A 21,489-nucleotide genomic window follows, 5' to 3' on the forward strand; every position below is an offset into this window, starting at 1 on the left:
GATGTTTCGTGTTTCCGTTTTAGTATTGGCGCTCCTGAGCACGGGCTGCGTTTCGCTCGACCCGAACTACACCACGCCCGCCGCCCCCGTTCCGCCCTCGCTGCCGGGGCAGAAGGGTGAAGCCAAAGCCGTTGCCAGCGACTGGCAGCAGGTGGTGAATGACGCGCGGCTTAAGCAGATTGTCAGCATGGCGCTGAGCAGCAACCGCGACGTACAGAAGGCGATTGCCGATATCGATGCGGCCCGCGCGCAGTACGGCGAAACCCGCGCGTCGCTTCTGCCTTCTGTCGATGCGGAACTCAGCTCAACCCGCAGCCGCACGGTGGCGAGCGGGATTACATCGAGCGCCGAAGCCGACGGCGCAGTGTCCAGCTTCGAGTTGGATCTGTTTGGCCGCAACCAGAGCCTGACCCGCGCCGCGCGGGAAACCTGGCTTGCCAGCGTCTACACTGCGCAAAACACCCGCCTGACGATGATCGCTGAACTCAGCACCGCCTGGGTAACGCTGGCGGCAGATAACAGCAACCTGGCCCTCGCGCAGCAGACGCTGACCAGCGCCGCCGACTCGCTGAAAATCGTCAAAAGGCAGATGGAAGTGGGGACGGCCGCCGTCACGGACGTCAGTGAAGCGATGGCGGTTTATCAGCAAGCCCGCGCCAGCGTTGCCAGCTATCAGACCCTCGTCATGCAGGATAAGAATGCGCTCAACCTGCTGGCGGGCGACACGGTGCCTGACAGCCTCCTGCCCGGCACGCTGGAAAGCCTGCACGACGATGCCATTCGCCTGATCCCGGCGGGCGTGTCTTCCACTGTGCTGCTGCGTCGCCCGGACATTCAGGAGGCGGAGCACAACCTGAAGAGCGCCAACGCGAACATCGGTGCGGCGCGCGCCAACTTCTTCCCCTCCATTTCACTCACCGCCAGCGCAGGCGTGGGCAGCAATTCGCTCTCCTCGCTGTTCAGCCATGGCCTGAAGGTGTGGTCGTTCGCGCCGTCGATCTCCCTGCCGTTGTTCAGCGGCGGCAGCAATCTGGCACAGCTGCGCTACGCCGAAGCGGAGAAAAAAGGGCTGATCGCCACTTATGAGAAAACCATCCAGAGTGCGTTTAAAGATGTAGCCGACGCCCTTGCACGTCGCGAAACGCTCAACGAACAGCTGGACGCCCAGCGCGAATACGTGGCGGCGGAACAGCAGACTTTCGATGTGGCGATGCGTCAGTACAAGGGTGGAATTGGCGATTACCTGACGGTGCTGACCGCGCAGCGTTCTCTGTGGTCGGCGCAGCAATCGCTGATCGCCCTGCAGCAGACCGATGCGGAGAACCGCATTACCCTGTGGCAGTCCCTCGGCGGTGGCATGGAGTAACCCCTTAAATCAGGGAGGCGGCCGCTTCCCGCTTTCAGCCTGTGCTATCATCGCCGCAACATAATCAGGTTGTTGAGGACAAGATGGGAGCCACCCGCAAAGGGATGCTGAACGTGCTGATCGCCGCCGTGCTCTGGGGCAGTTCGGGCGTTTGTGCGCAGTACATTATGGAGCAGAGTCAGATGTCGTCGCCGTTTCTGACGATGGTGCGTCTGATTTTCGCGGGGCTGATTTTGCTGATGCTCGGCTTCGTCCACGGCGATAACATCTTCCGTATTATGAAACACCGCAAAGATGCGCTGAGCCTGCTGCTGTTCTCCATTGTCGGCGCGCTGACGGTGCAGCTCACCTTCCTGATGACCATCGAAAAATCGAACGCCGCCACCGCGACCGTGCTTCAGTTCCTGTCGCCGACGATCATCGTGGCCTGGTTCGCCCTCGCGCGGAAATCGCGCCCCGGCGGGCTGGTGTTTGCAGCCATTTTCACCTCGCTTATTGGCACCTTCCTGCTGGTGACCCACGGCGATCCTACGTCGCTTTCCGTCTCTCCGGCGGCGGTGTTCTGGGGCATTGCCTCGGCGTTTGCCGCGGCCTTCTACACAACCTATCCTTCCACGCTGATTGCGCGTTACGGTACGCTGCCCATTGTCGGCTGGAGCATGCTGATCGGCGGGGCATTTTTACTGCCTTTCTACGCTCGGGAAGGCACGCACTTCGTGGTTAACGGCAGCCTGCTGCTGGCATTTTTCTACCTGGTGGTGATTGGCACGTCGCTGACGTTCAGCCTCTATCTGAAGGGCGCGCAGATGATTGGCGGCCCGAAGGCCAGCATTCTGAGCTGCGCCGAACCGCTCAGCAGCGCGTTTTTGTCAGTACTGCTGCTCGGCGTCAGCTTTGCGCTTCCGGACTGGCTCGGCACCCTGCTGATCCTCTCCTCGGTTATCCTGATTTCGCTGGATTCCAGGCGCCATGCGCGACTGAGCTGACGGCAGAGACTGTCAATCATGCCTTTGCGCGATAATTTTTCTAATTGCCTGATTTAAAAATAAATTATCAGGCTAAGATTTGCGCGTCAGGGCATGAGCACATATAGTTGAAGGATGGCGTTGCAACAGAAGGGTTCCGTGATGAAAACTGTACCATTACTTTGTCTGCTGGCCTGCCTGACCGCGCCAGCAGCCTGGGCAAGCACCCCGTTGAAAGGGCTGCAGTTTGAGCAGCAAAAACAGCAGGTGATGAAGGACGTGAAGAAAACCTGCACCCCGAGCAAAAACATGAGCGACACGGATTTCGGCAATAAAATTCTCGCCAACGAAGAGAATAAATTGCACGTCCGGGATGCCACCATCGCGCTGGAGCGCAGTAATCAGAAAAATTACTGGGATGCCATCGGGCAAATCCAGTGCCCGGATATGTGATCCGGGCGAGCGTTACTTCATTCGCACCTTTGTTGCCACCAGCAGTGCGGTGAGCAACATCAGCGTGCCTGAAAGCATAAGCGGCGACAGCAGGCCAAAATGGTCAAGCACCACGCCGCCAATTGCTGCGCCACAGGTGTTGGCGAGCTGAATCACCGCCACCTGAATCGACCCTGCTTTTTCCGCCTGATCGGAGAGCGAGCGGGTGATCCACGTTGACCAGCCTACCGGCACCAGCGCGAACGCAAAGCCCCAGACAATCGCCACCGTGGCCGCCACAGCTTTCTCACTTCCCCACAAAATCAGCACCAGCGCGCTGATGGCAAGGATCAGCGGCGCGCAGGCCAGCGCCACTTTCACCGAGTATTTGAGGATTGGCGCGGAGAGCGAGGTGCCGACAAAACTGGCGATGCCAAAGCTCAGCAGCACCAGCGTCAGGCCGTCGACGTCAAACCCGGCCAGCGTCATAAACACCGGACGAATATAGGTGAAGAACGCGAACTGTCCGGCGAAGGCCATAAAGATAGCGGTCATGCCAGCCAGTACGCCAGGACGTTTTAGCAGCCCGAACATATTGGCCTTTTGCCCACTTTCGCCCGGCAGCGACGGCAGCGCTTTCCATACCCAGACCACGCACAGAAGGCCCATTATCGCCGCGCCGTTAAACACGTTGCGCCAGCCGATAATGCCACCTAAAAAACTACCCAGCGGGGCGGCGATCACCAACGCTATGGAGACGGCGCCAAAAATGACCGACAGCGCTTTCGGCACCATACGCGCGGGCACCAACCTCATGGTCAGCGAAGCGGACATCGCCCAGAAGCCGCCAAGCGCCAGGCCCAGGCAGGCGCGACCCAGCAGAAGCAGGCTGAAGCTTGAGGCGAACGACACCAGCAGGCAGGAGAGCGTCAGCAGCACGGAGAACAGAATCACCACGTAACGGCGGTCGGTGCGGCCAATAATATGGGTGACAAACAGGCTCGCGAACATCGCCACAAACGCGGTGGTGGTGACCGACTGGCCCGCAACGCCTTCGGTGATGCCAAGCTCCTGCGCCATTGGCGTCAGCAGGCTCACCGGCAGAAATTCGACGGTAATCAGGCAGGCAACGCAGAACGCCACGGCAAAGACCGCCGACCAGTTAGGCCGGGTAAGCGCCTCGCTGCGGGGAAGGGTTTCGGTACATTCGCTCATGAGTCACCTGGCTATTTCTGAAGGAAAGTTGCGCAGTGTAACATTTTAACTGTGACGTATTTAACGTTTTGGCAACTATCGGTGCGCTCACTCTCGCATAATGAGAAGGGAAAAGTGCGGCCTGTTCCCCTCACCCCAGCCCTCTCCCCATAGGGGCGAGGGGGAAAAGACGACAGGAGTCGAAGTCGGAACCGGTTTTATCCCCTCCCGAAGGAAAAGGTTCAAGAGTCGAGGCAGGGATCGCCCTATCCCCTCTCCCCACAGGGGCGAGGGGGAAAAGACGAGAGGAGTCGAAGACAGAACCGGTTTTATCCCCACCCGAAGGAAGAGATTCAAGAGTCGAGGCAGGGTTCGGTTTATCCCCTCTCCCTGAGGGAGAGGGTCAGGGTGAGGGGGAAATTACTGTGCCGGAGCCGCTGGAACCGGCGCAGCTTCCGTTGGCGCGGGTACAACAGGCGCGGCGGTAGTCACTTCGCCGTTGGTCATGGTCTGGGTCACTTCCTGCTTCGCCATGTTGATGGCATGCAGCTGTCCGCTGACGCTCGGTTTTAGCGGTGCGCTGGCCTGTACGTTCCCTCTGGCGCGCAGCTGAAGATTGCCATCGCCGCTAATCGGCAGCACTGGCCAACCCCATTCCTGCAAAATGTTCAGCGGCACGCCGCGACCGTTCAGGCTGATAGCTGCCTCACGCTGCGGCAGCTGTGACACGCCTGCCGTAGCGTCCAGAATACCTTTCTCTGTGAAGGCGCTGAGTTCAGTGATGTTCACCTGCGACGGGCTGGCGACCAGCTTCAGTGAAGGGCGGCGCACGTCCACGCGGTTGAACGTAGCGGCGGCGGCGTTCAGCGCAGCGTTGCCGCTCCATACGCCCCAGCTGCTGTTCTTCGCTATCTGCAGGTTATCACCGTAGCCATCCAGCGAGGTTATCTGCCACGGGAAGCTTGGTTCGATGTCGATAACCAGGTTGCGGCTGGCGGTGAATTTGCTCAGGGTGATGCTTTGCAGCCAGGCGGGCAGCGGATCCATCCACAGTTGTTTCCAGTTCTGCGGCAGCGTGTATTCCAGCCCGGCGATGGCGGTGTCGTCCAGCACCAGCGCGTTGCCGTTGCGTAACCAGTTGCCGGACGTGCGCACCATCCCGCCTTCCCAACGGGAGGTGAACTGGCGCAACGCCACGCCCTGCGGTGAAAATTCGGCGTTTAAAATCGGGTCCATCAGATGAAGAGAGCCGTAGATAAATTCGTCGGCGTTCATCGACAGACGCCCGCCATCGCTGTTCCAGCCGCCCTGGCTGAGGGTGAGGTTACGCAGGCTGAGATCCAAATCAGCAATCGCCCAGTCCGGCCCCTGCAGGCGCGCATCGGTCACTTCCAGGCTACCGATGGTGAGTGACGGCACGGTGGTCAGCGGGGCGAAGAAATCGGTCAGTGATTTATCGCTCTGCATGCGAATGTCGGTCAGGCGCAGGCTGTCGACCAGCCAGCTGCCATCGGCGTTGCGCTTCGCGTTCCCGGTGAGCGAGCCACGGGCGATATCCGCCCCTATGGTGCCAAGCGTTACCACGCCATTGTCGATGCTGCCCTGAATAAGCACGTTTTCCGCCGGGATACCGTTCAGGGTCATCGATCCCGCGCTCATCTGAATCTGCGTTTGCTTGCCGAGCACATTGCCCGCTTCCGGCAACCACGGCGATACGCCGCCGGTCACGCGCTGCGCGCTCAGTTCCCAGCCTGTTTCCGGACTGTTGAACGCCATATTGCTGAGCTGCAGCGTATCGGCTTCAAACGGGAATGGCGCGGTGGACGGCGACAGGTTCAGGGTGCCGTCCTGCAAGGTGATGGTGTCGGCATGCAGCGGGTCGGTGAGCTGACGGCTGCTCAGGCCGATATCCACGGTTTTGGCGACCAGCGTCGCGGGCTTGCCGTCCCGACCAAAGGTGACGTTATTCAACAGGATGTGCGAGGGAGAGGAAAAGCGATGATCCATCGCGTCGAAGGCGATGTGGTAATCGGTGTTGGCGGAGATCCAGTTACTGACTTCACGCGCGCCCCAGCGGGTTTGCAATAAAAAGTAGAACGTCAGCACAACCAGCAGCAGGGCGATGAGCAGCCAGAGCAGCAGCTTCCCGATAAATTTCATCGTCTTCCATCCAGTGAAGGGCACATAAAGGAGTTATGCACGATCTGTGCGCAATCCTCAAGGAAGGATTCGTATTAGAAGGTTTCACGGCGGCACCTGTGCGCACCGCCGTGATGAGGATCAGTTCTTCTCTGGCGGGAAGACCAGGTTCAGTACGATGGCGGTGATACCGCCCGCGGCGATGCCGGATGAGAGCAGGTTTTTCAGCCAGTCCGGTGCGAACTGCAGGATCATCGGCTGTTGGGAGACGCCGAGGCCGACGGCCAGCGACAGCGCGATAATCAGGATGGCGCGACGGTTCAGCGGCTCGCGGGAAACGATGCGCACGCCGGAAGCGGCGATGGTACCGAACATCACAAGCGTTGCGCCGCCGAGCACCGGTTCAGGAATGTGCTGCACAAAACCGCTGACCGCCGGGAACAGGCCGAGCACGATCAGCATCAGCGCCACCACAAAGCCCACGTAGCGGCTGGCAACGCCGGTCAGCTGGATCACGCCGTTGTTCTGACCGAAGCAGGAGTTCGGGAAGGTATTGAAAATAGCTGAGACGCAGGAGTTCAGGCCGTTCGCCAGCACGCCGCCCTTCAGGCGCTTCATATACAGCGGGCCGGAAACAGGCTGCTCGGAGACGTCTGAGGTGGCGGTGATATCACCGATGGTTTCCAGCGAGGTGATCATAAACACCAGCATCAGCGGCAGCAGCAGATTCCAGTCGATGCCGAGGCCATAATGCAGCGGCGTTGGCACCATAATGAGCGGGCTGTTGGTGGGCACGGATTCCGGCAGCATGCCCATCAGCCAGGCAGCGGTATAGCCTGCGGCCATCGCAATCACCAGCGAAGCAATGCGCAAATACGGATTACGCTGGCGGTTCAGCACGATAATGATGGCCAGTACGATGCCCGCCAGCAGCAGGTTTTTCGGTGCGCCAAAGGTGTGATCGGCCATGGCAGCATAGCCACCGCCGATGGAGGTGAGGCCCACCTGAATCAGCGACAGGCCGATAATCATCACCACCACGCCGGACACCAGCGGCGTGATGATGCGGCGCGCCAGGTGCAGAACGCGGGAGAGCGCCATCTCGGTGAAGCTTGCCAGCATCAGGGTGCCGAACAGCGCGGCCATCATGGTTGGCACATCTGCGCCACCGGTTTTAAGCGCGGTACCACCCATGATTAACGGCGCAACAAAGTTAAAACTGGTGCCCTGAATGGACAGCAGCCCGGAGCCAACCGGCCCCCAGGCTTTAATCTGAATAATGGATGCCACGCCCGATGCGAACAGCGACATGCTGATGATGTGCTGCGTGTCCTGCGCCGGTAAGCCGAGCGCCTGGCAAATCAGCAGCGCCGGGGTGATCACCGCCACGAACATGGCCAGCAGGTGCTGGAAGGCGGCAAACAGCGTCTGTGGCAGCGGGGGGCGGTCTTCAAGGCGGTAGATAAGCTCGCTGTTATTCTTCGGCGCAATCGGTTGCGCATTTTCAGCTTCGATGGTGTTCACTGACATATTCAGAGGCAATCCCGTGGTGGAAAAGGGGGGATTTTAACGGACTGCCAGGCAAAAGCAAACGGTTGCTTTCAATAGAATAAGGATGAATAAGATTGCAGTTTTTTATTCTGTTTTTGCACGTTTTGTCGCAAAATTCGCCGCTTTGGGGATTTTCCGCTGTCATTTCTGACTACCTTTTGCGTAAAATCCGGCTCCTGATAAAAAACGATGAGAATGTTCACCTGAGGAAATCACGTCGCGTGATAGTGGATTGAGCGCTAACAAGGAGCTTTTATGTTTCATCTCGATACCTTATCGACGCTTGTTGCGGCAACGCTGGTGTTGCTGTTAGGGCGCAAACTGGTCCATACCGTTCCCCTCTTCAAAAAATATACCATCCCCGAACCGGTCGCAGGCGGCCTGCTGGCAGCGCTGGCGCTGCTTGTGCTGAAAAAAAGCATGGGCTGGGAAATCGAATTCGATATGAGTCTGAAGGATCCGCTGATGCTGGCCTTCTTCGCGACCATTGGCCTGAATGCCAATCTCGCCAGCCTCCGTTCGGGCGGTAAAGTGCTGGGGACGTTCCTGATTGTGGTGGTCGGCCTGCTGCTGATGCAGAACGCCATCGGTATCGGCATGGCGAAAATACTGGGGCTCGATCCGCTGATGGGCCTGCTGGCAGGTTCCATCACGCTTTCCGGCGGCCACGGCACCGGGGCGGCATGGAGCAAACTGTTCGTAGAGCGCTACGGCTTTGAAAACGCAACCGAAGTGGCGATGGCCTGCGCCACCTTTGGCCTGGTCCTCGGCGGCCTGATTGGCGGCCCGGTGGCGCGCTACCTGGTGAAGCACTCATCAACGCCGAACGGCCAGCCTGACGATCAGGAAGTGCCAACCGCGTTCGAGAAACCTGACGTGGGCCGCATGATCACCTCACTGGTGCTGATTGAAACCATCGCGCTGATCGCTATCTGTCTGACCGTCGGAAAAATCGTTGCGCAAATGCTGGTGGATACCGCCTTCGAACTACCAACGTTCGTTTGCGTACTGTTCGTCGGGGTGATCCTGAGCAACGGCCTGGCGCTGGTGGGCTTTTATCGCGTCTTTGAACGTGCGGTATCCGTTCTGGGCAACGTTTCACTGTCGCTGTTCCTGGCCATGGCGCTGATGAGCCTGAAACTGTGGGAGCTGGCGTCACTGGCGCTACCGATGATCGCCATCCTGGCGGTGCAGACGGTGGCGATGGCGCTTTACGCGGTCTTTGTAACTTATCGCATGATGGGCAAAAACTACGATGCGGCGGTTCTGGCGGCAGGGCACTGCGGCTTTGGCCTCGGGGCGACGCCAACGGCGATTGCCAATATGCAGGCGATTACCGAGCGTTTCGGCCCTTCCCACATGGCGTTCCTGGTGGTGCCGATGGTCGGTGCGTTCTTTATTGATATCGTCAACGCGCTGGTGATTAAGCTCTACCTGATGCTGCCGATGTTTGGCTGACGAGTCGCCATAATCCATAATGAACAAAGCCGGGCATTGCCCGGCTTTTTTGTGACTGCGTGGTTATTCGTGATCTTCCCACGCCATTGCGCGTTTCACCGCTTTTTTCCAGCCGCTGTAACGGTAGTTGCGCTCGGTGGTTTCAATCCCCGGACGGAACTCACGCTCGATCACCGCTTTCTCCTTCAGCTCATCCAGGTTCTGCCAGAAGCCAACCGCCAGCCCGGCGAGATACGCCGCGCCCAGCGCTGTCACTTCGCGCACTTCCGGACGCTCAACGCGCGTGCCGAGAATGTCTGACTGGAACTGCATCAGGAAGTTGTTGGCAACCGCACCGCCATCAACACGCAGGGCGTGCAGACGAATGCCGGAGTCCGCCTGCATCGCTTCCAGTACGTCGCGCGTCTGATAGGCAATGGATTCCAGCGTAGCGCGGATGATGTGGTTAGAGTTCACGCCGCGCGTCAGGCCGAAAATAGCGCCGCGTGCGTACGGGTCCCAGTACGGCGCGCCGAGGCCGGTAAAGGCTGGCACCACATACACGCCGTTGGTGTCGTTCACTTTGGTGGCAAAATATTCGGAATCGAAAGCGTCGTTAATCAGCTTCATTTCGTCGCGCAGCCACTGAATGGACGCGCCTGCCATAAACACCGCGCCTTCCAGCGCATAGTTCACTTCACCGCTCGGGCCACAGGCGATGGTGGTCAGCAGACCATTCTCTGACTTCACCGCTTTCTCACCGGTATTCATCAGCATAAAGCAGCCGGTGCCGTAGGTGTTTTTCGCCATCCCTTCTTTGACGCAGAGCTGGCCGAACAGTGCCGCCTGCTGGTCACCGGCGATCCCGGCGATAGGAATACGCGTGCCGCCTTTCCCGCCGATGTTGGTCTGACCGTAGACTTCGGAGGATTTACGCACCTCCGGCAGCATGGCGCGCGGGATGTCCAGCGCATCGAGCATTTTGTCATCCCAGTCGAGATCGTGGATGTTGAACAGCATGGTGCGCGAGGCGTTGGTGTAATCCGTCACGTGCACGCGACCCTGGGTCATACGCCAGATAAGCCAGGTGTCGACGGTGCCGAACAGCAGCTCGCCGCGTTTGGCACGCTCGCGAGCGCCTTCCACATGGTCGAGGATCCACTTCACTTTGGTGCCGGAGAAGTACGGGTCAATCACCAGGCCTGTCGCTTTGCGGACGTACTCTTCCATGCCGTCGCGCTTGAGCTGTTCGCAGATGTCGGCGGTACGGCGGCACTGCCAGACGATGGCGTTGTAAATGGGCTTGCCGGTTTCTTTATCCCAGACGATGGCAGTTTCACGCTGGTTGGTGATGCCGATGGCGGCCACTTCGTCGGAGCTGATGTCGGCTTTTGCCAGCACTTCAATCAGCGTGGAGCTTTGCGAAGCCCAGATCTCCATCGGGTCGTGCTCAACCCAGCCTGGCTTCGGATAAATTTGTTCGAATTCGCGCTGTGAAACGCTGACGATATTGGCGTCGTGATCCATGACAACGGCGCGGGAGCTGGTTGTGCCCTGGTCGAGCGCAACGATATATTTTTTGTCAGTCATAGTGCTAAGTCCCGTAGTCAGATTACAGCGAAGCTTTGTGTTGTGTGGTGTTGGCGATAGCGTCTTTCTCTTCCGCCTCGCAGACATCGCACGGTAAATGGCGGCCAATCAGCTTGCGATAGCCGAAGGCCCCGAGCGATGCGCCAACAATCGGTGCAAACAGCGGCACCAGGAAATAAGGAATATCTTTGCCGCCGGTGAAGGCCACTTCGCCCCAGCCAGCAAGCCAGGCGAAGGTTTTCGGGCCAAGGTCACGGGCCGGGTTCATCGCAAAGCCAGTCAGTGGCCCCATGGATGCGCCAATGACGGCAATCAGCAGGCCGATCAGCAGCGGCGCCATTGGGCCACGCGGCACGCCATTGCCGTCGTCCGTCAGCGCCAGAATGACGCCCATCAGGATAGCGGTAATGACCATTTCTACCGCGAAGGCCTGCACAAAATTGATATGCGGATTCGGGTACGTAGAGAAAATACCTGCCAAATCCAGGCTTTCAACGCTGCCACGCACCATATTGTGCGTCTGTTCGAAGTCGATGAAAAGATTGTAATAAAGCCCGTAAACCAACGCCGCTGCGCAAAACGCGCCGGCAAATTGCGAAAAGATGAAGGGGACCACTTTACGCCTATCGAAGCAGGCAAACAGCCAGAGGGCAATGGTTACCGCCGGGTTGAGGTGTGCGCCGGAAACCCCCGCGGTCAGGTAGATGGCCATCGCCACGCCCAGACCCCAGATAATACTGATTTCCCACTGCCCGAAGGTCGCGCCTGCAACTTTCAGCGCGGCCACGCATCCAACACCGAAGAAGATCAACAACCCGGTACCAAGGAACTCGGCAATGCACTGGCCTTTTAAGGTTGATGTTTGACTCATGATCGGATCCTGAAGACTGATGAATGATTATTGTGAACATGGCGGTCGAAGACAACCATGCTGCCTTGTAGGCATAGTGTTAATTTATCGTTAACGAACAAAAACGAGAAATATCGAAATTAAATTCTGTGTGCCGCGTCAATAAAATGAGCGTTTTCGCGCGAAAAAGTGCGCATTCTGACCGTTGTCAATCTGCCGACGGAATCATTTATGTAACGAATGGATTAACAATTTAGGGGGATTTGCACCGATCGCTCCAGGTCTACGCTGAAAAGTGTTGCAAACCGCGATTGGCGCGCCCCGGCGCTGGACAGGGAGGACGGGGCTCCATACAATCGGGTTCATAGCAGTGCGCTTATTTTCGTTAAGGCGTCGCCGGGGTTCCGGGACGAGTTCAACGCCTTGCAAATTCAGGAGAGGTATGACGATGTCATTAGAAGTGTTTGAGAAACTGGAATCTAAAGTACAGCAGGCGATTGATACCATCACCCTGCTGCAGATGGAAATCGAAGAGCTGAAAGAGAAGAACAACACCCTCTCTCAGGAAGTGCAGAACGCCGCGCACAGCCGCGAAGATCTGGAGCGCGAAAACAACCAGCTGAAAGAGCAGCAGCACGGCTGGCAGGAGCGTTTACAGGCGCTGCTGGGCCGCATGGAAGAAGTCTGATTTCCTCAAACACCCTTCTCCGGAAGGGTGTTTTGTTTTGTGGCCCGGTCATTTTTTATCGTGATAAGCGTACGGATGGGGGCTGTAACCGTACACGTAATAGCCGCTGGTTTTCTTTCGGATACCGTTCAGGATCCACCCTTCGACCGCTACTCCACCCTGTTCAAACTGACGAATGCTGGCAATAGCCTCTTTGGCTGTGTTCTCTTCATAGCGAGCGACCATTAATACAGTGCCGGCGTAGCGACCCACTACGGTTGCATCTGTGACTGCCATGACCGGCGGCGTGTCGATGATGACCAAATCGTACAAAGGCGACACCTCATCGAGCAAACTTTTAAAGCGTGGACTCATCAGTAGTTCCGCCGGATTGGGAGGTATTTTGCCGCGGGTAATGCAGTCGATGTCAGCTTCCGGAAGAGTGACAACGGCCTGCGCGAAGGTGACTTTGCCATTGAGAATGTCCGAAAGCCCGGGGATTTCCTCCACGCCGAAGAGATGATGCAGATAGCCTTTTCGCATATCGGCGTCAATCAGCAGGACCCTTTTCTGCGTCTGCGCCACGACGGTGGCCAGGTTACTGCTGATAAAGGTTTTCCCGGAGCCCGGACTTACACCGGAAACCATCAGCAGGTTGTTGCTTGCTTCCATCATGGTGAAGTGCAGGCTGGTGCGCAAACCTCTGATAGTCTCTATCGCAATGTCTGCCGGGTTTTGCGTGGCGAGCAGAATATCGGTTGTGCTTTTTTTGCTTCTGACATTTTGTTTACCCAGCCATTCTGAGTAAGGCACGCAGGCGTAAACGCTGATCCCCCGCTCTTCGAGTTGTTCAGGAGACTCCAGCCCCTGATGAAGCGCTGCTTTTAGCAGAATGCCCGCCACTGAAATTGCGCCCCCCATCATCATACCGAGCAGAACGATAAGCGCCTTTTTGGGTTTGACTGGGTTGGGCAACGTGATGGCGTCATCAATGATCCTGACGTTGCCAATGGCGCTGGATTTGGCAACGTTCAGCTCCTGTTGACGATTCAGGAGCTGTAAATAGACAGCGCGGCCAGAGTCGACATCACGGCTCAGGCGCAGCACTTCCTGCTGAGTGGCAGGCATGGCGCTGATACGCTTGTTCAGCTTTGCTTTTTCGTTTTGCAGCGTTTCCCGCTTTTCCAATAGGGCACGATAGGTTGGGTGATCCTTTTTGTACAACTGCGAGACTTCGGCTTCCCGGAAGGTCAGCTCATTGAGTTGATTGTCGGCATTGACTATCTGTTCGAGCACGGACCTGGCTTCCATATTTAAATCAACGGAATCCTTCTTTTTGCGGTACTCGTTGAGCTTGTCTTCAGCGCTATCAAGATCGCTGCGTATTTTCGGCAATTGTCGGTCAAGGAACTCAAGACTTTTCGCGTCCTGTGCGGCCTGTCGGGCTATGTTCTGTTCGAGATAGTTTTCACTGATGCTGTTGAGAATCGTTGTAATAAGCTGAGGATCTTCACCGACCATCGTCAGGTCGAGCATGCCCGTATCTCTGCCTCGCTCCTGGACGGTAAAGGTTTTCTGCATATCCGTAATGGCTTTCAGACGGGTGAGCCGGGTGAGCGTGAAACGGTCTCCAGGTTCGGCATTGATGGCCGTTACCAGCAGGGAAACCCCCTCTTTTTGCAGTGGCTTACCGGTTTGGCCTTCAAGCTCGAACCCCTCACCTGAAAGCAGGTACTGATGCTTTGAAATGACCTTCAGGGTTGCGGTTGCGATCCCTGTGCCGGGCATTGGCAGCCGCAGCTCCGCAATGTTTATCTCCATCGGCTGCGCAGCAGTGATTTTTGACATAATTTTGCCGACGACTGGCATGTGCCTGGGCCTGATTTGCGTCTGAAGATTGAGTGCATCGACTGTTTTGCCAAGCAGCATTCGCGACTGTAACAGGGTAATTTCGGGAGCCGACTGAGGCTGGCTATTCGGTAGCATCTGGCTCAGATTGCTCAACAGTGCATTCCCCTGCTTTTGCTCGATCTGAATGAGCGCATTGGCCTGATAGAGAGGGGTTGCGGATAGGGCAAAAAGCAGAGCAACCAGCGTGAACACGGCCGTGACAAAAGCAATACACTTATAGTGATCGACAAGTTCAGCAAAGAGGGCGATCAGGTTAATTTCCCGGACGCTCTCCTGAGGCCGAAGAGGTGTGGTTGATGCAGAAGACATCGAGTGATTTCCTAAATTTTACCGGTGATTTTGCCGGCCCATGCCTGACATGACCTGTCGATGAGCCGAAAAATATGCTCGAAAGCCTCATCGCTTTTATGCCAGGGATCGGGGATTTCCATTTGGTTGAACCAGTGGCCAAGCAGCAGGCTTTTGCTTCTCGCCTCTGGCGCAATACGGGTGATTTGGCTGAAGTGCGCTTTTTCCATCACCAGAATCAGGTCATATCTGACGCTGAGCTCCGGTGTAAACTGGCGCCCCTTGTGCCCGTCGAGGGAGACGCCGAATTTTTTTGCTATGCGTTGAGCGTCTTCATCAGCACCGTGATTGATCAGTGCCGCCGTTCCGGCAGAATCAACGTTCTTATGCGGTAAAAGAGCGCGGAGAAAACGCTCTCCGATTGGAGAGCGGCAAATATTGCCTGTACAAACCACCAGAATTTTACTCGGCATCAGCGTTACCAGGTGTGGATATAGCGGGCGGTCTCGGTCAGATCGTGAACGCCAGAGATGGTGGGGACCAGCTGAGAAACCACGCGATTCCACCTTACAAGCGGCGCGGTGGTGACATAGACAATGTCGTAGGGCTGAAGCTGGAATTCCGTGCTCAGCACCATGGCGGAGGCATCCTGCGCATTGAGCTGGTAAATGTTGGCAATTTTACCGTCCTCTTTTTTGCTCTTTTGCCGAATAACGAATATTCCGGAAGCATCTGCCATGCTCTGGCTAATACCTTCGGCATTCCCCAGCGCTTCGGCGAGGGTCATGCCGCTACGGTCCATTTTCAGCGTGCTTTGTTTACCCACCTCTCCCATAACAAAGACTTTGAGATCGTCATTGCGTGGCACGAAAAGAATATCTCCGGGATAAAGCAGATGGTTTTGCGTTAAGTCGCCTTTTTGCAGCAGTGCGTAAAGCGAAATTCGGGTGTCGGTGCCGTTGTGGGTAAGCACGACGTTGCGCCAGTCGGCGTCAGCCGTTAACCCTCCTGCGGCATTAATGGCATCCATAACCGTAAGCGGAACATTCGTGATTGCCTGCTGACCTGACTTTGATACTTCACCGGTGATATACGCTTTTTGTGAACGAAACGAGGCTACGCTTACGTCCACCTGCGGGCTTTCAATGACCTTATCCAGGCCGCGGCTTATTTGATGACGAATTTCATCCAGTGATTTTCCCGCGACGCCTATTTTGCCAATGTAGGGATAGAAAATTGTGCCATCCGATTTTACCCAGCTCCCGGTATCACTTCCGCTGCGATATTGCCCGGCAGGCGTGGTCAGCTCCGGATGGTCCCAGACGGTTACCATGAGCACATCGCCGACGCCGATGCGGTATTCATAGCGTTGGATAAGTGTTTGAAGCCCTGGGTTTTGACGCGAGATAACGGGAGCCGGGCGTAACTGCTCTACGAGTTGAGGTGACAAAGGAGAAATGCTGACCAGTTTATTAATATCGTAACGATCTTCTGGCGTCTCTTTGAATGTTTTCTTAGAAGTACTAAGATGCTGGCCAGGAATCAGCGTGCAGCCCGTTAGCAATAGCGAAATTAATACTGCTGCGAGTTGTTTAATTCTATCTTTCTTCATCATATTCTGTCGTTACATAGAGAGTGTGCTTACATGAGTGCTGTTTCTACCGGAATTGAAGTAAAAAAAGATTTTGCTTTTCAGGACTCGGGCATCTTAGACAACTATTGATACTGTGTATTACTAGCTAAGTGTTTAATGCCATTTTCGCGGCTAGAATAACCTGCAAATCGGTTATTGGCAATTAGCTGTTACGCTTGCCGTGTTATTTACCATCGCAATTAAATGACTTCATAATTAATTCTGAATTTATACAAAGTCATGTGAATTTTCCGATATGAATTGAGACTCTATAGAGGGCAGGCGTGCACATTACGCCATGATTTAATCTTAATTTTCACTAAAATTTCTGAAACTTTACTTTGCCGCTTGAATTTCCCTAAGGAATAAGCAGCGAATTAAATGAGGTGTAGCTCTATCAAGTAAGCTGAGTAATGAAATTAGCCGGTCTTTCATTCTCTTTTATATTAAAAAAAAGGTTTTTCACTCACTATGGCGCCGCAGTGATGTGAATTTTCATGAATCATCGCACCGTTCAGGCAAGAGAAATCTCATTTTCTGTGAGCAGGTATAAAGTTTGCTGAAGGGGAGCAGTAGGTCACTCATCTTTTCTCTCGAAAGCTTTCAGGGGTGTTATTGCATATAGTTATATCCAATTTTTTTTTATTCTTTAATCATTGATTCAGTTTCTGGCAGGCTACGCTCATCACTTCATCACCTATAAGAGAGCCGTCGATGAACAAGTTTGGCCTGGGGTTAACGCTTCTGCTGGCGTCCGCCGGTGTTCTGGCGAAGGATATTCAGTTACTTAACGTGTCGTACGATCCTACACGTGAGCTTTATGATAACTACAACAAAGCGTTCAGCGCTTACTGGAAACAGCAAACCGGCGACAATGTGGTTGTTCGCCAGTCGCATGGCGGTTCCGGCAAGCAGGCTACCTCGGTCATCAATGGTATCGAGGCTGATGTCGTTACCCTGGCGCTGGCATACGATGTTGATGCCATAGCCGAGCGCGGCCGCATCAATAAAGAGTGGATCAAGCGCTTGCCGGATAACTCCGCACCGTACACTTCAACCATCGTATTCCTGGTGCGTAAGGGCAACCCGAAACAAATTCATGACTGGAACGACCTGGTCAAACCGGGCGTGTCGGTGATCACACCAAACCCGAAAAGCTCTGGCGGTGCACGTTGGAACTATCTGGCGGCCTGGGGCTACGCCCTGCACCACAACAACAACGATCAGGCAAAAGCGCAGGACTTCGTGAAGGCCCTGTATAAGAACGTCGAAGTGCTGGACTCCGGCGCGCGTGGCTCGACCAACACCTTCGTTGAACGCGGTATCGGCGACGTGCTGATTGCCTGGGAAAACGAAGCGCTGCTGGCTACGAATGAACTGGGTAAAGACAAGTTTGAGATCGTAACACCAAGCGAATCGATTCTGGCTGAGCCGACCGTTTCCGTGGTCGACAAAGTCGTTGATAAGAAAGGCACTCGTGCCGTCGCGGAAGCCTATCTGAAGTATCTCTATTCGCCGCAGGGCCAGGATATCGTGGCGAAAAACTACTACCGCCCACGCGATGCTGACGTTGCGAAGAAATACGAAAGCGCATTCCCGAAACTGAAGCTCTTCACCATCGACCAGGAGTTTGGCGGCTGGACGAAAGCACAGAAGGATCACTTCTCTAACGGTGGCACCTTCGACCAGATAAGTCAGCGTTAATGCCAGTACAAGAGCGGCCCTGCGGGGCCGTTTTTATTTGGTCATCATTTTGCGCTACCCTTTCGCTTCAGGTTTTCGCAGGGAACGAGAGATGAAACGCATAAGATACTGGATTCTGGCAGCTGTTATCGTGGTGGCAGGACTGGGCGCAGGAGGCTGGTACGTACTGAACTCCGGTAACCCGAATGCGCTACGCCATTTTGTTATCGACCAGTGTGTACCGAATCAGCTGCAGCATCAGTCACCTGCGCCCTGTGAATCAGTCAATCTGCGGGGAGGCTATGTCCTGTTCAAGGACCGCAATGGGCCGCTGCAATACCTGCTGATGCCAACTTACCGCATCAATGGCACTGAAAGCCCGCTTCTTCTCAACCCACACACGCCCAATTTCTTCTGGCAGGCCTGGCAAAATCGACAGGTGATGAGCGCACGTCACGGCTCTCCGGTGCCTGATTCTGCCGTGTCGCTGACCATTAACTCGCGCACAGGGCGTACGCAGAATCATTTCCACATCCACATCTCCTGCCTGCGGCCGGACGTGCGTGAGCAACTCAATGCCAGCATGCCGTCGATCAGTAGCCGCTGGCTGCCGTTGCCGGATGACCTGCGCAATCATCGCTACCTGGCCAGGCGTGTTACCGAAAGCGAGCTTGCACAAAAAAGTCCGTTCCTGATGCTGGCTGAAGAAGTACCGGAAGCACGCAATCATATGGGCCGCTTCGCACTGGCGATGGCCCAACAGAGCGACGGCACCTTCGTCTTGTTGGCGACAGAGCGCGATCTGCTGTCATTAAATCGGGCTTCTGCTGAAGAAATTCAGGATCATCGCTGCGAGATCCTGCAATAACCTCCTCTTTCCTGGCGTTTACCTGTCTCTTCTGTCGTCGTAGACTTGCTGAAAAAAACGACAGGAGACAGGTATGTCGCTCTGGTTTGCCCATCCTCTTTTTCTTCCCTCTGTGGTTGTCGGGGTCACGATCCTCCTCTGGGCCACGTCTCTGCTGCCCGAGTTCATTACCGCGCTGCTGTTTTTTACCGTGGCGATGACCGCCAAAATTGCGCCTCCCGAGGTTATTTTTGGAGGCTTTGCGTCCTCTGCTTTCTGGCTTGTCTTCAGCGGATTCGTGCTCGGTATTGCCATTCGCAAAACGGGCCTTGCTGACCGCGCGGCGCGAGCGCTCTCAGCGAGGCTAACGTATTCGTGGTTTCGCATGGTCGCAAGCGTTGTGTTGCTGAGCTACGCGCTGGCGTTTGTGATGCCCTCGAATATGGGGCGTATCGCGTTGCTAATGCCGATTGTCGCAGCGATGGCATCCCGGGCGGGTATCGTCGAAGGAACGCGCGCCTGGTATGGTCTGGCGCTGGCGGTCGGGTTCGGGACCTTTCAGCTTTCCGCCACTATTCTGCCTGCCAACGTGCCGAACCTGGTGATGAGCGGCGCGGCAGAGGGCTCATATGGCATCCATCTGAATTATCTCCCTTATTTGCTCCTGCACACGCCGGTGCTTGGCTGGTTAAAAGGCGCACTGCTGGTGGTGCTGATTTGCTGGCTCTTTCCCGGCAAGCCGCAGCCACCGCGCGACCTGGCGCAGTCTGCACCAATGAGTGCCGCTGAGAAGCGCCTGTCGTGGCTACTGGCGATCGTGTTAACGCTTTGGGTGACGGAGAGCTGGCACGGCATTGGCCCTGCGTGGACAGGTTTGGCGGCAGCCTGTGTGACGTTACTGCCGAGGGTGGGTTTTATGACTGGCGATGAGTTTGCCAGCGGGGTAAATATTCGCACCTGTATTTACGTGGCAGGGATCTTAGGGCTGGCGATTACCGTGACGCAAACCGGTATTGGCGATGCGGTGGGACAGGCACTATTGCGGGTGATGCCGCTTGACCCTGAACGCCCGTTTACCAGCTTCCTGGCGCTGACAGGGATCACCACCGCGCTGAATTTCATCATGACCGCTAACGGCGTACCGGCGCTCTACACCACTTTTGCGCAAAGTTTTGCCGATGCGACAGGGTTTCCGCTGCTCAGCGTCATTATGATTCAGGTGCTGGGTTATTCGACGCCGCTGTTGCCGTATCAGGCTTCGCCGATTGTGGTGGCGATGGCGTTAGGGAAAGTACCGGCAAGAGCCGGAATGCTACTTTGTCTGGCGCTGGCTCTGGCGAGCTATCTGCTGCTGTTACCGCTGGACTATGCGTGGTATCAGCTGCTCGGAAAGCTATAAAAAAAGCCCGGTCACGATGAACCGGGCCTTCAACGTTAAGAGCAGAAATTAAGCCTGTTTAGCGGCTTCTGCAGCTTTAACGATCACCGCGAAAGCGTCTGCTTTCAGGGATGCACCACCAACCAGCGCGCCGTCGATGTCCGGCTGGGTGAACAGTTCAGCCGCGTTTGCCGCATTAACGGAACCGCCGTACTGAATGATGACCTGCTCAGCCACTTTCGCGTCTGCTTTAGCAATGTGATCACGGATGAATTTGTGAACCGCCTGTGCCTGTGCAGGAGTTGCAGATTTGCCGGTACCGATAGCCCATACTGGCTCGTATGCGATTACCGCGCCCTGGAAGGCTGCTGCGCCCTGAGTTTTCAGGACTGCGTCGATCTGACGTGCGCAAACTTCTTCCGTTTTGCCCGCTTCGTTTTCAGCTTCGGTTTCACCGATGCACAGTACCGGAGTCAGACCCTGCTCTTTCAGCACGGCGAATTTTTTAGCGATGAACTCGTCAGACTCTTTGTGGTAGGTACGACGCTCAGAGTGACCAATGATGATGTACTTCGCGCCGATATCCTTCAGCATCTCTGCAGAGGTTTCACCGGTAAATGCGCCGGACAGGTTAACGTCAACGTTCTGCGCACCCAGGACAATATGGCTACCGTCAGCGGCGTGTTTTGCCAGATCCAGGTACATGTCTGGTGGCGCGATGGACACCGCACAACCGGTCACGCCAGCCAGCTCTTTACGCAGGTTAGCAACCAGCTCGTTTACCATGTGGCGGCTGCCGTTCAGTTTCCAGTTACCCATCACTAAAGGATGTCGCATTTGAATTCTCCACGCTTTGAAAAGCGAATAAAGGAAGATGGCCGCCCTTTAGGGCAGCATGGTCTGTGAAACAGTATAGAGATTCAGCGCTGGAAAGGCTTTGCTTTTTGTCATTTATTGTTGTTTTCCAGCGTCTCAGATAGCGCCAGCTTAATCGGTTCAACAGCGAAGGTCAGCCCTTTTTCGCCGTTATCTGCCACCACATAGCGCAGTGCGCCCTCGTGGCTTGTGTAGTAGCTTTTACTTTTGCCTGCCGCCAGCAGCTTCTGTATTTTTTGCAGGCTTTGCGTTTTGGTGATAGCCGGGGTGAACACGCGCAGCACTGCACTCATGTACTCCAGCGCCTTCGCTTTAGCCGCCTTCTGCTCCGGCCCCTGAAAAGGCAGCCAGGTGATCTGCATTGATTTGATTTTCAACGTGCCCCGCTCAAGCGCGGTGGAAGCGTACAGGTTTTCATTGATTTTGCTGGCGGCCCGCGTCAGCGTCAGCTGGTCGCGGTTGGTCGTGATGGAGCGGAATTCGTTGAGCGGCAGCGTCGGGTTATCGGCGTTAAACTTCTCACGGAACTGGCTGATGGAAAGATCAAACGTGGGTGAACCGGCCAGTAAATAAGGCGCAGTGGTGGCCTCTGATGTTTCAGCCGACAGCGCAATTGGGCTGATCGCAAGCGTGGTCAGCCCAAGAAAACACACCGTCAACCATTTTTCCATGTCCATCACCT

At 55.8% G+C, this 21,489-nt stretch carries 18 protein-coding genes; 8 read left to right on the plus strand and 10 right to left on the minus strand.

Annotated features, from left to right (window positions below):
- Position 1: 1 nt before the first annotated feature.
- From CRO87_RS07890 to CRO87_RS07900, 3 genes are all read left to right on the plus strand, one after another.
- Positions 2-1,366, plus strand: a complete 1,365-nt coding sequence (locus CRO87_RS07890) for an efflux transporter outer membrane subunit (protein WP_097162510.1) — start codon at positions 2-4, stop codon at positions 1,364-1,366.
- Between the two features lie 83 nt (positions 1,367-1,449).
- On the plus strand, positions 1,450-2,352 hold the full coding sequence (locus CRO87_RS07895; protein WP_097162386.1) for a DMT family transporter: 903 nt from the start codon (positions 1,450-1,452) through the stop codon (positions 2,350-2,352).
- Positions 2,353-2,493: 141 nt separating this feature from the next.
- Positions 2,494-2,784 carry a YicS family protein gene (locus CRO87_RS07900; protein WP_097162387.1) on the plus strand — a complete coding sequence of 97 codons (291 nt, stop codon included), beginning with the start codon at positions 2,494-2,496 and terminating at the stop codon, positions 2,782-2,784.
- Positions 2,785-2,796: 12 nt separating this feature from the next.
- Here CRO87_RS07900 and nepI read toward each other — a convergent pair whose 3' ends face one another.
- The 3 genes from nepI to CRO87_RS07915 all read right to left on the minus strand — a co-directional run bounded on the left by nepI (position 2,797) and on the right by CRO87_RS07915 (position 7,626).
- Entirely contained in the window at positions 2,797-3,978 is a 1,182-nt protein-coding gene (gene nepI / locus CRO87_RS07905; protein ID WP_097162388.1) for a purine ribonucleoside efflux pump NepI, read from the minus strand.
- 399 nt (positions 3,979-4,377) lie between these two features.
- A complete protein-coding gene (locus tag CRO87_RS07910) occupies positions 4,378-6,117 on the minus strand; it encodes an AsmA family protein (protein WP_097162389.1) in 1,740 nt (579 codons plus the stop codon).
- Positions 6,118-6,237: 120 nt separating this feature from the next.
- Positions 6,238-7,626 (minus strand): NCS2 family protein, encoded by a 1,389-nt coding sequence (locus tag CRO87_RS07915; RefSeq protein WP_097162390.1) that lies wholly within the window; start codon positions 7,624-7,626, stop codon positions 6,238-6,240.
- A gap of 276 nt (positions 7,627-7,902) precedes the next feature.
- Between CRO87_RS07915 and gltS the strand changes: the two genes are divergently transcribed.
- A complete protein-coding gene (gene gltS / locus CRO87_RS07920; protein ID WP_097162391.1) occupies positions 7,903-9,105 on the plus strand; it encodes a sodium/glutamate symporter in 1,203 nt (400 codons plus the stop codon).
- A 63-nt stretch (positions 9,106-9,168) separates the two neighbouring features.
- On the opposite strand, the gene glpK is transcribed toward gltS, so the two are convergent.
- Together glpK and CRO87_RS07930 are read right to left on the minus strand one after the other, a co-directional pair.
- Positions 9,169-10,674, minus strand: coding sequence for a glycerol kinase GlpK (gene glpK, locus CRO87_RS07925; RefSeq protein WP_097162392.1), 1,506 nt, complete (start codon positions 10,672-10,674; stop codon positions 9,169-9,171).
- Between the two features lie 22 nt (positions 10,675-10,696).
- Positions 10,697-11,545, minus strand: a complete 849-nt coding sequence (locus CRO87_RS07930; protein ID WP_097162393.1) for an MIP/aquaporin family protein — start codon at positions 11,543-11,545, stop codon at positions 10,697-10,699.
- 421 nt (positions 11,546-11,966) lie between these two features.
- On the opposite strand from CRO87_RS07930, the gene zapB reads away from it, so the two are divergent.
- Complete coding sequence (zapB, locus tag CRO87_RS07935) at positions 11,967-12,212, plus strand: septal ring assembly protein ZapB (RefSeq protein WP_097162394.1); 246 nt, start codon at positions 11,967-11,969, stop codon at positions 12,210-12,212.
- A 48-nt stretch (positions 12,213-12,260) separates the two neighbouring features.
- Here the strand turns inward: zapB and CRO87_RS07940 are convergent, their stop codons facing one another.
- From CRO87_RS07940 to CRO87_RS07950, 3 genes are read right to left on the minus strand one after another with little or no spacing between them, the layout of a single operon-like run.
- Positions 12,261-14,411: a polysaccharide biosynthesis tyrosine autokinase gene (locus tag CRO87_RS07940; protein ID WP_097162395.1), complete on the minus strand. Its 2,151-nt coding sequence runs from the start codon at positions 14,409-14,411 to the stop codon at positions 12,261-12,263.
- A gap of 11 nt (positions 14,412-14,422) precedes the next feature.
- On the minus strand, positions 14,423-14,863 hold the full coding sequence (locus CRO87_RS07945; RefSeq protein WP_097162396.1) for a protein tyrosine phosphatase: 441 nt from the start codon (positions 14,861-14,863) through the stop codon (positions 14,423-14,425).
- A gap of 5 nt (positions 14,864-14,868) precedes the next feature.
- Complete coding sequence (locus tag CRO87_RS07950; protein ID WP_097162397.1) at positions 14,869-16,002, minus strand: polysaccharide export protein; 1,134 nt, start codon at positions 16,000-16,002, stop codon at positions 14,869-14,871.
- A 735-nt stretch (positions 16,003-16,737) separates the two neighbouring features.
- On the opposite strand from CRO87_RS07950, the gene CRO87_RS07955 reads away from it, so the two are divergent.
- The 3 genes from CRO87_RS07955 (at position 16,738) to CRO87_RS07965 (ending at position 19,952) form a co-directional block, all read left to right on the plus strand.
- The gene (locus CRO87_RS07955) at positions 16,738-17,727 is read left to right on the plus strand and encodes a sulfate ABC transporter substrate-binding protein (protein ID WP_097162398.1); all 990 of its coding nucleotides are present in this window, start codon (positions 16,738-16,740) and stop codon (positions 17,725-17,727) included.
- 91 nt (positions 17,728-17,818) lie between these two features.
- Positions 17,819-18,574: a CDP-diacylglycerol diphosphatase gene (locus tag CRO87_RS07960; RefSeq protein ID WP_097162399.1), complete on the plus strand. Its 756-nt coding sequence runs from the start codon at positions 17,819-17,821 to the stop codon at positions 18,572-18,574.
- A gap of 73 nt (positions 18,575-18,647) precedes the next feature.
- Positions 18,648-19,952, plus strand: a complete 1,305-nt coding sequence (locus CRO87_RS07965; RefSeq protein ID WP_097162400.1) for an SLC13 family permease — start codon at positions 18,648-18,650, stop codon at positions 19,950-19,952.
- A gap of 48 nt (positions 19,953-20,000) precedes the next feature.
- Here the strand turns inward: CRO87_RS07965 and tpiA are convergent, their stop codons facing one another.
- Both tpiA and CRO87_RS07975 read right to left on the minus strand, forming a co-directional pair.
- Complete coding sequence (gene tpiA, locus CRO87_RS07970; RefSeq protein ID WP_097162401.1) at positions 20,001-20,768, minus strand: triose-phosphate isomerase; 768 nt, start codon at positions 20,766-20,768, stop codon at positions 20,001-20,003.
- 110 nt (positions 20,769-20,878) lie between these two features.
- Positions 20,879-21,478, minus strand: coding sequence for a DUF1454 family protein (locus CRO87_RS07975; RefSeq protein WP_097162511.1), 600 nt, complete (start codon positions 21,476-21,478; stop codon positions 20,879-20,881).
- Positions 21,479-21,489 lie beyond the last annotated feature (11 nt).

The organism is Enterobacter sp. CC120223-11 (genome assembly GCF_900215375.1).
Lineage (GTDB): Bacteria > Pseudomonadota > Gammaproteobacteria > Enterobacterales > Enterobacteriaceae > Scandinavium.